Annotated in this window: 9 protein-coding genes; 6 read left to right on the top strand and 3 right to left on the bottom strand. The window is 41.8% G+C overall.

Annotation, left to right across the window (positions count from 1 at the left end; all coding sequences use genetic code 11):
* Positions 1–43 precede the first annotated feature (43 nt).
* A complete protein-coding gene (locus tag F3059_RS04970; protein ID WP_151167028.1) occupies positions 44–2,662 on the bottom strand; it encodes a S8 family serine peptidase in 2,619 nt (872 codons plus the stop codon).
* Positions 2,663–2,703: 41 nt separating this feature from the next.
* Between F3059_RS04970 and F3059_RS04965 the strand changes: the two genes are divergently transcribed.
* Genes F3059_RS04965 through F3059_RS04955 form a run of 3 tightly spaced genes read left to right on the top strand, consistent with a single transcriptional unit; the run spans position 2,704 to position 6,635 of the window.
* Positions 2,704–3,153: a hypothetical protein gene (locus F3059_RS04965; RefSeq protein ID WP_151167027.1), complete on the top strand. Its 450-nt coding sequence runs from the start codon at positions 2,704–2,706 to the stop codon at positions 3,151–3,153.
* On the top strand, positions 3,154–5,877 hold the full coding sequence (locus tag F3059_RS04960; RefSeq protein WP_151167026.1) for a T9SS type A sorting domain-containing protein: 2,724 nt from the start codon (positions 3,154–3,156) through the stop codon (positions 5,875–5,877).
* Entirely contained in the window at positions 5,877–6,635 is a 759-nt protein-coding gene (locus tag F3059_RS04955; RefSeq protein ID WP_151167025.1) for a YdcF family protein, read from the top strand. The genes F3059_RS04960 and F3059_RS04955 overlap by 1 nt, the downstream gene beginning before the upstream one ends.
* Here the strand turns inward: F3059_RS04955 and F3059_RS04950 are convergent.
* A complete protein-coding gene (locus F3059_RS04950) occupies positions 6,632–9,265 on the bottom strand; it encodes a valine--tRNA ligase (RefSeq protein WP_151167024.1) in 2,634 nt (877 codons plus the stop codon). The two genes, F3059_RS04955 and F3059_RS04950, sit on opposite strands and share 4 nt — an antisense overlap.
* Before the next feature lie 180 nt (positions 9,266–9,445).
* Entirely contained in the window at positions 9,446–9,805 is a 360-nt protein-coding gene (locus F3059_RS04945) for a hypothetical protein (RefSeq protein ID WP_151167023.1), read from the bottom strand.
* Between the two features lie 165 nt (positions 9,806–9,970).
* On the opposite strand from F3059_RS04945, the gene F3059_RS04940 reads away from it, so the two are divergent.
* The 3 genes from F3059_RS04940 to F3059_RS04930 all read left to right on the top strand — a co-directional run bounded on the left by F3059_RS04940 (position 9,971) and on the right by F3059_RS04930 (position 13,132).
* Positions 9,971–10,411, top strand: coding sequence for a DUF1573 domain-containing protein (locus F3059_RS04940; RefSeq protein WP_151167022.1), 441 nt, complete (start codon positions 9,971–9,973; stop codon positions 10,409–10,411).
* Positions 10,412–10,601: 190 nt separating this feature from the next.
* Complete coding sequence (locus F3059_RS04935) at positions 10,602–11,906, top strand: DEAD/DEAH box helicase (RefSeq protein WP_151167021.1); 1,305 nt, start codon at positions 10,602–10,604, stop codon at positions 11,904–11,906.
* Positions 11,906–13,132: a M16 family metallopeptidase gene (locus tag F3059_RS04930; RefSeq protein WP_151167020.1), complete on the top strand. Its 1,227-nt coding sequence runs from the start codon at positions 11,906–11,908 to the stop codon at positions 13,130–13,132. Before F3059_RS04935 ends, F3059_RS04930 begins: the two co-directional genes overlap by 1 nt.
* Position 13,133 lies beyond the last annotated feature (1 nt).

The raw sequence follows: 13,133 nt of genomic DNA, 5'->3' as shown, positions 1-13,133 counted from the left end.
AAATGACTCTTGTCATGTTGCGATGTAATGAAGTTCAGCAAAACTAACGAACAACAATTCGCTCACGAACAGATTCTCCGTTTTGCATCTCAAACGAAACGATGTAAGCTCCTGAATTCAGGCTACTCACTGATATGCTTTGTTCGCCTTTCACTGTTTTGGTCAGAACCGATCGGCCGGTAATATCAAAAACCTCAACTACGTAAACATTTTCATCACTCTTCCAGTTCAGTGTTTTTTCAACAGGGTTTGGGAAAATTTCCAACTCTGGTTTATTGACAATTGCGTTGTGACCAACAGATCCCTGAGCTGGATCAAAGACCTCAACATTGTCGAGATAGAGGTTATTCCCGCGCTCGTTGTATGTTTCAAACCTCACGATCACATCATTTCCATCAGCAACTTGTGGCAATGAAATATTTACGTGTTCCCAATCTGAAGTGTCTTGAGGAGTCCAGTCGCTTTGCAATGTTTTATCTGTCGAGTTTAACTCTTCAGCTCCCTGTTCAAAAACGCGCTGAAAGGTATTTCCGCAATCTGTTGATAACGCTACAATAAGCGAATCCTGAAAACCGGAAAACTTGAGCTGATAGCTGTAATCAAACGCGAGGTGAAGCTGGTTCTGACCATCAACTCTCAAAGCAGGGCTGTATAGGAAATCACGATCTCCGCTACCCGTTAAATAGCTCGAAAGCTGCATAGTTGCCACACTATTTTCTGTTCCGTTTGAACTCAATGCTGAGTCGATTTCCCAGGATTGGTTGGCTTCTTCATCATTTTTAATCCAGCTCGAATAAAGAAATTCATCAATATTTTCAAAAGTCTCCAAATAAGGTAACTGGCTGTTTCCGTTCTTTTTGAATCGGATAAAACGTGTGTTGTTCACGGAATTCAGTTCCTGGTTAGAGCCACTATATTCAACTTCAGCATAAAACTCCAAATAGCCCGATGATGGAATTTGAACGGGATCTAAAACGATTGAATCCTGTTGCTGTAAAGTCCCCGTCCCTATTGATTGCGTCATTTCAGCAGAACCGTAAAAACCGTAAGTGACACTGAGATCACTTTTATCGACAGTATTTGTGTTGTCAAAATGAATCACGGGCGTAAATGAATCTCCGCAAAGCGATAATTCATTTGATGGAGTAATCTTATTGATTGAAATATCAAAGCTGTTGGTTTGCGGAGTTGAAGGTGTATAATTTTGAGCTAAATAGTTGTAAGCCGCCTCAGCATCGATCATTCCCCTTCCGTAAGTATTGTCTTCCCCTGGATCACCGAGATCCACTGCCGTATAATAAAGTGCTTCTTTTATTTCCTCGGCTGTTGCATTTGGAAAAGCTTCAGTGAGCAGCAATGACACTCCCGAAACATGCGGAGCAGCCATCGAAGTTCCCTGATAATTATCATAGGTATAGTCAGATCCATTTCGCACAGCCGAACGTACGTTAACTCCGGGTGCTACAACTTCAGGCTTTATCTCCAAAGCACCTGATGACGGGCAATATGAAGGTCCGCGTGAGGAAAAACCCGCAATCGGATAAGAGGGATTATCAGCGTTTACTGCTCCAACTGCAAAGTTGTTGACCAACGATGGATTTGAACCGGAAGGCAGGCCAACCGTACCACTACCCGGACCGCTATTCCCGGCACTGTGAATACTCACAATCCCGGCATTTTCAATTGCTATCAACGTATTTTCCACAATTCCGCCACAAACTTCAGGCAGGAAAATAGAGTCAAAAGTGCGTCCCCATGAATTGTTGATCACATCCGGTATATCATCAGTTGTTGTAGAATCGCCATCAGGATTCAAAGCCCACTCGTAACCGCGCATGATATTAGGAAAAGTGCGGATATCAGCCGCATTACTCACAATTGGGTCAGTTGCGATGAACATCGACTCATATGCGATTCCAATTGTGTCATTCGTACTGCGATCAAGTCCGATACACGTTCCGTTAGTATGTGTCCCGTGACTACTTTCTTTATCACCCGGAATAATTTTATCGTACGGAAACCAGACTTCATCGAGCGGTTTGTGGTTACCGAGATAATTCTCGCTTATCGCTGGGTGATCTGGCCAAACACCAGTATCGAAGTTGAGAACTTTTTGTCCTTTTCCGGTGTAACCGAGGTTCCATAAAAAACGAGCATTAACGGCTTCTATTCCCGGTTCAATTCCGCCAATGGATCGCGATTGAACCGATTCACTCTTTTCAAACTCAACCGGAGCGATTTTGATTTCATCAGCGAGTTGGATAGATTGTACCTCGCCTACAGTCATCAACTCGTAAACTTTTTGTGTTGAAGCCTTTAACTCAATGACATTGGCAATCCAAAAGGTGTGCTCGATATCGTCACGACTAATATCTCCTTCGTTGATAATTTTATCCTGAGACTTTTTATAGATTTCTTTCAGGTAAGTCATTACATACTTCGCCCGCTCCTTGCGGGTAATACCTTTGGATCTGACCGATAAATTTAGAGAATCCCAATTTGCCCAGTTTGGGCCAACAACTAAAATATGGTGTTCATCACTGTTTCTTTCAGCTAATTCCTGCTGCATCGCTTTGCTCAACTTCCAATCCTGTGAAAACGCACTATTCGCTAAAAGTGAGAATAGCACTACTCCACAAAGCTTCATCCAAAATTTACACATCCTTATTCTGTTTTTAATAATTGATTAAATTGCGCACCCAAATGCAGCAATCTCTATACATTATCATCCTGAGCGCTTTTATGATGAGTTGCTCAACATCATCCAAAAGTACTTCATCGAACTCAAAAAATGAACATGAAGAACAGGTTGGTGAGCAAAACAAGATAACAAATACTGTTGTTCAGTTGAGAATACTCGAGCTGGAACAAAATGCTCAATATAAAGGTTATCATGATTGTAATTGCCAAAATTGCGATGCTTTGGTAACTGTTGAAAAACTTGTAAAACAAGGATTTGATTACCACGGTCAGATTCGTGAAAACGACACCCTAAATGTCCATTTCATATTTTCTCACCAACCCGATACTGCAAAATATCCGTTATTAAAAAAGCACCCCCTAACTTCGCTCGAGAAGAATATGAAAATTGAGGCCGAGATTTTTGAGAAGAGGTCACAATTTTCAATTGAGTTTTATAAAACGTTGAGGTAGATGAAAAGAGTTTTTTATTTTGTTGTGGTAGCTCTGCTGAGCTTCCAGTGTAGTATTGATAATGGTCAGAACCGTGATTCAGCCAACACTGAGAGTCCAGAAGGAAGATTTGAATACGAATTGAACAGGCTCAAAGATCCTGCAACCGGGAAAATTCCTGAAGGGATCAAGTTCAGAGAAATGGCTTTTTCTCACACTCTTCCACAATCGAGTGGACTAGAGAGAAGTGGCGCACAAGTGTACGAACCAATTGGCCCTTACAATGTAGGCGGGAGAACCCGGGCGCTCGCTTTCGATCAGGAAAATCCTGATATCATTTTGGCAGGTGGTGTTTCAGGCGGAATGTGGCGTTCAACTGATGGTGGTCAGTCGTGGAACCGCACAACCAGCTCGATGGATATTTCTTCTGTTTCCTGCGTTACGCAAGATGTTCGCTCAGGAAAAACTGATATTTGGTACTACGGAACTGGAGAAACGCGCGGTAACAGTGCCAGCAAATCTTCATCTGCTTCGTACAATGGGAACGGAGTTTTTAAATCTACCGATAACGGACAAACATGGACTCAGCTCACAAGCACTTCAACTGAACCGCAAACATTTTCAACCTGGAGTGCTGTTTTTACTATTACGACAGACCCATCACGCAACGATAGTGATATCGTACTGGCTTCAACTGAAAGCGGTATTATGCGCAGTAATGACGGTGGTGATTCATGGAAAAATGTTTTGAGTGGCGGCTTCACAACAGACTGGAGTGAAGTCGTGGGTACTTCATCCGGAATATTCTATGCTCACATCTCAGGATCTGACAATAGCGCAGGAATTTACAGAAGTACTGATGGTATGAACTGGTTGAAAATTTCACCTTCAAATTTTCCCAATAACCAACAACGCGGTAGATTGGCAATTGCTCCATCTAATGAAAACATCGTGTATTTCTTTTGTCGCACTCCTGGAGCAGGACAAAACATCGATCCAAGCGAACCAAATTCTGAGAGTAACTCATTTTGGCGTTATCGTTTCCTTAGCGGAGACGGAACCGGTAGCAATGGTGAATGGCTCGACAGATCCTCTAACTTACCACAATCTACTGAGGGCGATAACCAGCTCAACACCTTCAACAACTATTGTATGTCGCTTGCTGTAAAGCCTGATAATGAAGATGTTGTTTTTATTGGCGGTACAAATCTTTTCAGAACTACTGATGGTTTTGCTTCTTCATCAAACACAGCTCAGTTAGGTGGTTACGATGCTCAGGGATACAATAATTATCGCTACATAAGAGATGGCCAACACCCCGATCAGCACAACGTTAAATTCATGCCCGGCAATCCTGATGTGATGTTAGCTTCATCAGACGGTGGAATTCACAAAACAGAAGACTGCCTTGCTTTCAAAGTGATTTGGGAAGATTTGAATAATGGCTATATAACCTCTCAATTTTATGCAGTGGGAACTGTTCACGATGCTGAAATTCCGCTCGCTGCCGGTGGTACGCAGGATAACGGAACCTGGTTCACCAACACTTCAACTCTGGGCAACAACTGGGAAAAAGCAAGAGGTGCTGACGGAGCTTATACGGCTCTGACCAATGGTGGTGCAACAGCCTTTATTTCTACTCAGTACGCAAATATTCAGCGTACCGATATGGACCCAATAACCGGAAATGTACTCAACAGAGAGAATATCATGCCCAATTTTCAGTGGGCTTCCTATTCATTCGTTCATCCTTTTACGCTCGATCCAAAGGATAGAAACAAGATGTACTTACCAATTTTCAACGAGCTGTATAAAAATGTAAACCTGGCATCTCCGTTTGTCAAAAACAATTGGAGTCAGGTTGCTGACTTATCGATCAATGCAAACATCAAGGCTATTGGTGTTGCTCATAATGAAGATGTTGTTTACGTGGGTACTGATGCAAAACAGATTTACAGAATTGACAATGCAAATTCAAACTCTACTGTCTCCTCAGTCACGAATAATATTTCTTCAGGCAATTACACTTCAAGCATTGCTGTTGATCCGCGTGATGCCAATAAAGCAATTGTCGTTTACTCGAACTACAATGTTGTGAGTCTTTGGTACACTGAAGATGGTGGACAATCATGGACTGATATTGAAGGAAATTTAAAGGGTACCGCCCAGCCTGGTATTCCAGATAATCTCCAACATTTGAGTGACGGACCTTCTTGCCGCTGGGCTGAAATTGTTCCAACTCAAAATGGTGATTCTTCAATCTACCTGGTTGGAACGAGTATCGGTCTTTTTGCTGCTACTGAGCTCGATGGCGACAGTACAAGCTGGGTTCAGCAGGGTACTCAAACAATTGGAAATGTCGTGGTAGATATGATTGACGTTCGATTGAGTGATGGCTACACTGTGGTGGGAACTCACGGAAATGGAGTTTATTCCACAACATTGAATATGGGCGGAAATGTTGGTTTAGCTGATCAATCTGCTTACGAGAAGGAAATCGATTACACGCTTTATCCCAATCCGGCTAAGACAAACGTCAACATTTCGTTTGAACTCCAGCAAAGTGAGCGAGTGAAAATCGAAGTTTACAACATGAACGGTCAACGAGTTTTGACTGAGAAAAAACTCTTCAATAGCGGAAAGAACAACCAGCAACTGAATGTCAATAATTTGACTTCAGGAAACTATCTTGTACAATTGACGGGAGAATCGTTCAACATTGGAAAAATAATGACTGTGCAGTAATGTTTTACTTTTTATCAAAAGTCCTGGCATTCCTCATCTCCCCTTACTTTTGGGGTTTCGGGCTTTTGGTTGCTGCTTTCTTTTGGAGAGCGAAAAGAAAAAAACTACTCTTAGCCAGCATTATCGTTTTTTACATATTCTCAAACAGAGCACTGCACAACTTTGTATTGAGTAGCTGGGAAGTGCAAACGGTCAGAACCGAAAACCTCGAGCATCACGACATCGCAATAGTTTTGGGCGGGTTTGCTTACTACGATGAGCAGTTTGACAGAATCGAATTCAATAATTCTTCTGACAGAATTCTCATGCCCCTCAAGCTCTATAACCAGGGCAAGATTGATAAAATTCTATTGAGCGGAGGATCAGGAGAATTAATCGGTCGTGGCCATCCCTATTCCGATTTGATTAAGCAGTTCCTCATCGATTCGGGAATTCCTGAAGATGATATCATTTCAGAGAGTGAATCGCGCAATACTCGCGAAAATGCGGAGCTTACCAAAAAGGTTTTAGAACAACTGGATCTGACCGATAAGAAGCTACTGCTCGTAACTTCAGCAGCTCATATGAAAAGAGCAAAGGCCTGCTTCGATCAAACAGGCCTTATTGTTAATGAATTTTCGGTAGATCGCGAATCATCAGACCCGCGCTACGATTTTGCTTTTTGGGTTGTTCCCAATGTTGAGATTCTATCAAAATGGAACAAACTCAATCACGAGGTAATCGGCTATCTCGCTTACTGGGCTGCCGGTTATGTTTAAAGTCCGGCTAGTTGTTCCTCAAGCACTTTGATTTTTGATTCGGCATCGTGCTGTTTTTGGCGTTCCATTTCCACGACTTTTTCAGGTGCGTTTTCAACGAATCGTTCGTTGCTTAGCTTTTTCTCAACCTTTTTCAAAAACCCTTTCATGTAGTCGATCTCCTCCTTGATCTTTTCTTTTTGCTCCTCGACATCGACAGCTCCTTCGAGCGGAATAAAGTATTCATTGCTTCCCACAACAAATGAGTAAGCTCCTTCTACTTTATCATCTGTCTTTTCGATAGACTCGAGGTTATTGAGTTTCGCGACTATCGGGTCAAAATGAGAACTCGACTCTTCATGTGTTTTCACAAAGAGCTTTAGTGATTCTTTTTGCGGAATGTTATTTTGCTTTCTGAAAGTACGAATCCCCGCAATCACTTTTTCCACTCGTTTAAAATCGTTGAGTATTTCGTCATTCGCCTTGTACTCAATAACCGGCCACTGACTAACGATTAATGCAGAATCAGCATCGCGTTCTTCAATTCGGTGCCACAATTCTTCAGTGAGGAATGGCATGAAAGGATGCAATACTTTGATCAGGTTTTCAAAGTGCTCAATAGCCTGAGCAATTGTTTTTCCGTCAACAGGATCGCCATAACCCGGCTTAATCATTTCGAGGTACCAACTGCAGTAGTCATCCCAAATGAGTTTGTAGATTCCCATCAACGCATCACTGATACGGTAATTGGAAAAGTCTTTTTCAATTTGGGCAAAAACTGAAGTAAAACGATTTGAGAACCATTCGTTAGCGAGAGCTGCAGTCTCAGGCTGATCTATTTTTTCATCGACTTTCCACGACTTGAGCAATCTCAACGCGTTCCAAATCTTATTGGCGAAATTTCGTCCCTGCTCGCAGAGTTGTTCGTCAAACGGCAAATCGTTGCCGGCCGGTGAAGTGAATAGCATTCCAACGCGAACACCATCAGCTCCGTAACGCTCCATCAACCCAATTGGATCAGGCGAGTTACCGAGCGATTTTGACATTTTTCGGCCCTCTTTATCGCGAACAATTCCGGTTAGGTAAACATTGTCAAAAGGCTTTTGATCGCGGTAATAATAACCTGCCATGATCATGCGCGCAACCCAAAAGAATAAAATCTCAGGAGCAGTAACGAGGTCATTCGTTTTGTAATAATAATTGACCTCTTCATTGTCAGGATTTCGAATTCCGTCAAAAACGCTCATCGGCCACAGCCAACTCGAGAACCATGTATCGAGAACATCGTCATCCTGATGCAGATCTTTGGCACTTAGGTTCTTATTACCGGATTTTTCTTTCGCTTTTTCAAGCGCTTCATCTTCGGTCATTGCCACGACAAAATCGTCATGGTCAGATCCGTAATACCAGGCCGGAATTTGATGTCCCCAGTACAATTGGCGCGAGATACACCAATCGCGAACATTCTCCATCCAGTGGCGATAAGTATTTTTAAATTTCGATGGGATCAATTTTACCTCATCATCCATCACTGCTTTGAGTGCAGGTCCGGCAAGCTTTTTCATGGCAACGAACCACTGCAATGAAACTTTGGGCTCGATAATCGCTCCTGTTCTTTCACTGGTTCCGACCGAAGTTTGATAATCTTCAGATTTTACCAAAAAGTCTTTTTCATCAAGTTCGATGACAATTTGTTTGCGCGCCTCAAATCGATCTATTCCTTCGTAGTGAAGACCTTCCTTGTTGAGCGTTCCATTGTCATTGAGGATATCGATCACTTCGAGTTTGTGACGCTCTCCAATTTCCTTGTCATTGATGTCGTGAGCAGGAGTAATCTTCAAACATCCTGTTCCAAACTCCATATCCACGTAATCATCTTCAATAATCGGAACCGAGCGATTTGCAATCGGAACGATAACGCGTTTGCCTTTGAGGTGAGAATAGCGTTCATCATTTGGATTGATACAAACTGCAGAGTCACCGAGGATTGTCTCGGGACGAGTTGTAGCGATTGTCACAAACTCATCTTCACCTTCTACCTGGTAACGAACATGATAGAGTTTTGACTGAATATCTTTGTGAATAACCTCCTCATCAGAAACTGTCGTAAGAGCTTCAGGATCCCAGTTTACCATTCGGTAACCGCGGTAGATGTATCCATCATTGTAGAGATCAACAAACGACTTAAGAACTGATTCGTAACGGATATCATCCATCGTAAAAACGGTACGATCCCAATCACAGGAAGCTCCAAGGCGTTTCAGTTGATCGAGAATGATACCACCGTGTTTATCGGTCCATTCCCAGGCGTGCTTCATGAATTCTTCACGCGAAAGATCGCGCTTGTCAACTCCTTCAGCTTTTAGCTTTTGAACAACCTTAGCTTCTGTAGCGATTGAAGCGTGATCAGTACCGGGAACCCAGCAGGCGTTTTTTCCCTGCATACGCGCTCTTCTTACCAACACATCCTGGATGGTGTTATTGAGCATGTGCCCCATGTGAAGGACACCGGTAACGTTTGGCGGGGGAATTACTATTGTAAAGGGTTCGCGGTCATCTGGTTCTGAATGAAAGTAGTTATTTTTCATCCAGTAGTCATACCACTTACCTTCAGCTTCAGCCGGATTGTATTTTGATGGAATTTCAGTCATTTTGCACCGTTTAAAGGGCGCAAATTTATTGAATTAGTACAAAGACAGGAATGGGGCAGCAGAATAAATTCGATTAATCAAACCCGAATGGTAAATCTGGCTCTCCCCAATCGTAGAATAAGACAAATAACAGTATTAAGAGTATAATTACTATCGCGAGTCTTACGATGTTTTTATTCATTACAACACAAATTGAACATTCTCTTTATTGCTCCTCAGTGGTACAACCTGGCGTTTTTCAACGCCTTCTTTAGTTCTTTTAATAATTATGTTATTTACTTCTTGATCTACTTCAACCTGTACCACTGTACTGCCATCTCTATCTGATATTTCAGTTGACACATACTCGAGCTCATCTCCATTAACCTGATAAAAATCGTAAGTTACAGTTTTTCCTTTAATGTCTTCTATTGTCAGTTCAATTTTTTTAGTTGAGGATGGATTACTATCTCCGCTTTCCTCTTTAGGGAAGCATCCATTCAATAAGAAAGCCGTCAATATGATTAAGAGAAAATAGTTAAACGAAAATGTCAGTTTCATTTTTCCGGGTTTAAGGATTACAAATTTACTTGTTGTTTAAAACAATCATTAGATTTGAGGAATATTTTACAAATCTCGTTCCGTTGTTAACTATTAGTTAAGCATAATATGCGTTTTGTAAAAGTTTTTATGTTTGTATTCACCTATTTTAAAAAGTAAATAGCTATGAAGAAATTACTATTATCATTGAGCCTTGTATTGTTTGCAGGAGCTACTTTGTTCGCACAGGATGTTGGCGGACCAGAAATCGAATTTGAAAAGAATGTACATGACTTTGGTAAGATGAAGCAGTACGGTGACGCCTCTACGGAGTTTAAGTTTACCAATACTGGTTCTGAACCACTTATCATATCGAATGCAAGAGGTTCTTGTGGATGTACAGTGCCATCATGGCCAAGAGAACCTATCGCTCCGGGTGAAAGTGCAGCGATAAAAGTGAAGTACGATTCAAAGAGAATTGGACCGATCAACAAGAGTGTAACGATATCTTCTAACGCTGTTAATCAGCCAACAAAAGTTATCAGAATTAAAGGTCACATCGACCCAGCTCCAAAAGAAGAAACAATGCCTGTGAACAAAAGTGACGGAGCTCCTGTTTCAAAATAGATACCAACAATTATTCCCAATAATGCAAAGGCTTTCTCAAATTGAGAAAGCCTTTTTTCGTTTTGGTAATTTGATGAATAATTAAAACAGCTTCTTTACATTTGAAGCAGTTATTAAAGAGTTGAGTCAATATCCCATCAATCTCAACTATTCAAAAGAGAAGCAATACAGCTTCGCATATCAATACAATATGGAAATAAAAGCATTTTCAGATTTCAATCTCAATCAGGACTTACTCTCAGCAATAGACGCATTCGGTTTTGACAAACCCACTCCTATTCAGGCTCAGGTAATTCCTGAAATACTAAAAGGTCAAGACATAATTGGCTGTGCACAAACCGGAACCGGTAAAACAGCAGCCTTTCTCATTCCACTCGTCAATAAGCTACTGGAAAAAGAGAGCAGTAAAGTTCGTTGTGTGATACTATCGCCAACACGCGAACTCGCTCAGCAAATAGAGCAAAACCTCATCGGTTTTATATACGGGACTCATGTTTCCTGCCAGGCAGTATACGGTGGCAATGAAGGAGCTGAATTCTCACAACAAAAAGCATCTATCCAAAACGGTGTCGATATTATTGTCGCTACACCGGGGAGATTAAAATCGCACATCAGTCTCGGTTATGCTGATTTCAGCGAATTAGACTTTTTTATTCTGGACGAGGCAGACCGCATGCTTGATATGGGTTTTATTGAAGACATCAAACTGCTCAACAGTAAGTTGCCTGAGAAAAAGCAAACCTTAATGTTCTCTGCCACGATGGCTCCTAACATTAGAAAACTGGCAGAGAAAATTCTCCACAACCCAACACAAATAAACCTATCTGTTGATAAGCCGGCTGAAAATATCAACCAACTGGCTTACCTTGTTTACGATGACAATAAAGTAGCCCTGCTCGAACATATTGTCAAAACACAGGATGTGAAAACAATGGTCGTTTTTGCTTCACGAAAAAGCGATGTAGATCGCATTGCGAATAGCCTCAAAAAATACAACTTCCCCATCGCAGCTATTCACTCAGGCAAAGACCAAAGTGAGCGAAATGAGATTTTGAGAAAGTTCAAAGCTGGTCACTACAAAGTACTTGTTGCAACTGATATTCTCTCTCGCGGAATCGACATCGATGATTTGAGTCATGTTGTCAATCATGATATCCCGGATGATCCTGCTGATTATGTTCACCGTGTTGGCCGTACAGCAAGAGCCGGAAAGTCAGGAGCGGCTATTTCATTCATCAACCCTAAAGATCAATTCAAATACTACAATATTGAAAAACTGATTGAAAAGGACGTTGAAAAGCTCCAAACGCCTGAGGAGATTGGTAAAAGCCCGGGTTATGACCCAAAACGAAAATCGGGGAATAACCGAAATAAGTTTAAGGGAAAAGGAAAACCGAAGCACAAACACCACCACAAAGGCAAAAAGCATCACGGTCATAACCAAAATAAAAATAAGCACAACAACCCGCGACCAAAGAATAAAGGTCAAGATTAATGGATCCAGAAGTTGTCAAATTAAATAGCGGATTACGCGTTGTTTACGAACAACACAACAGCATTGCCTCACATGCCGGCTTTTTTATCGATTGCGGTACGCGCGATGAAAAACAGGATGAATTTGGAATGGCTCACTTCATCGAGCATTGCCTTTTCAAAGGAACAAGCAACAGAAAAGCATTTCACGTTCTCAGCAGAATTGATAATGTAGGTGGCGAGCTCAACGCTTTCACTTCAAAGGAAGACACCGTTATTCACGCCTCTTTTTTAGCTGAGCACACACAGCGATCTGTTGAGTTGTTGAGCGATATCACTTTCAACTCAATTTTCCCCGATCGTGAAATAACAAAAGAAAAACTCATCGTGATTGATGAAATCTACGCCTACCAGGACAGCCCGGGTGAGCAGATTTACGATGACTTTGAGGATCAACTTTTTGCTGATCATCCCCTAGGGCATAATATTTTGGGTACGCTCGACAATATCAAGCGCTTCAATCGCTCTTCTTTGATCGACTTCTACTCGCGGAATTACACTCCTTCAAACATCATTTTTTCTTACTCCGGACCTGAATCACTCGATAAAATAGTTCGGCTACTGGAAAAATACACGCCAGCCGGCTCTGACCGAAACGCAATAAAGTCTCCTTCAAAATTAAATTACAAACCACAGCAAGTCGTCAGTAAACGCGATGTCAACCAGGCGCATCTCATGATGGGAAATGTCGCGTATGACTCGCATCACGAAAACAGGAGAGCGCTCGTTTTGCTGAATAATATTTTGGGCGGACCTGCTATGAACAGCAGGCTAAACCTCAACATCAGCGAGAAATACGGATTTGCTTACCATCTCGAATCTGCATTTGTCTCTTACGCTGATACAGGTCTATTCAGTGTTTATTTGGGGACTGAGCCAAAATACCTCGACAAATCAATCAAGCTGATTCACAGAGAGCTGAACAAGTTAGCAAATAAAAAACTGGGACCAATCCAGCTCAACCAGGCTAAGCAACAATTAAAAGGTCAGCTCTCACTCGCCCGTGAAAGCGGACTCAACACGATGTTGGCAATGGGCAAAAGTCTGTTGAATTACAACGAGGTTGACACATTAGAAGATGTTTTCGACCAAATTGAATCCATCACAGCCGAGCAATTACAGGATGTTGCAGCTGACATTTTCAATCCCGATCAAATGAGCTCTCTTATCTTTGAGCCAAACAATTGAT

Source organism: Salibacter halophilus (assembly GCF_008806325.1).
Lineage (GTDB): Bacteria > Bacteroidota > Bacteroidia > Flavobacteriales_G > Salibacteraceae > Salibacter > Salibacter halophilus.
The sequence above is the reverse complement of the archived record's forward strand: the minus strand, read 5'-3'. Positions and strand labels throughout refer to the sequence as shown.

Excerpts from the sequence above, each read along its gene's own strand:
- F3059_RS04970 (WP_151167028.1), bottom strand. The coding sequence starts at position 2,662 with ATGTGTAAATTTTGGATGAAGCTTTGTGGAGTAGTGCTATTCTCACTT.
- F3059_RS04965 (WP_151167027.1), top strand. The coding sequence starts at position 2,704 with ATGCAGCAATCTCTATACATTATCATCCTGAGCGCTTTTATGATGAGT.
- F3059_RS04960 (WP_151167026.1), top strand. The coding sequence starts at position 3,154 with ATGAAAAGAGTTTTTTATTTTGTTGTGGTAGCTCTGCTGAGCTTCCAG.
- F3059_RS04955 (WP_151167025.1), top strand. The coding sequence starts at position 5,877 with ATGTTTTACTTTTTATCAAAAGTCCTGGCATTCCTCATCTCCCCTTAC.
- F3059_RS04950 (WP_151167024.1), bottom strand. The coding sequence starts at position 9,265 with ATGACTGAAATTCCATCAAAATACAATCCGGCTGAAGCTGAAGGTAAG.
- F3059_RS04945 (WP_151167023.1), bottom strand. The coding sequence starts at position 9,805 with ATGAAACTGACATTTTCGTTTAACTATTTTCTCTTAATCATATTGACG.
- F3059_RS04940 (WP_151167022.1), top strand. The coding sequence starts at position 9,971 with ATGAAGAAATTACTATTATCATTGAGCCTTGTATTGTTTGCAGGAGCT.
- F3059_RS04935 (WP_151167021.1), top strand. The coding sequence starts at position 10,602 with ATGGAAATAAAAGCATTTTCAGATTTCAATCTCAATCAGGACTTACTC.
- F3059_RS04930 (WP_151167020.1), top strand. The coding sequence starts at position 11,906 with ATGGATCCAGAAGTTGTCAAATTAAATAGCGGATTACGCGTTGTTTAC.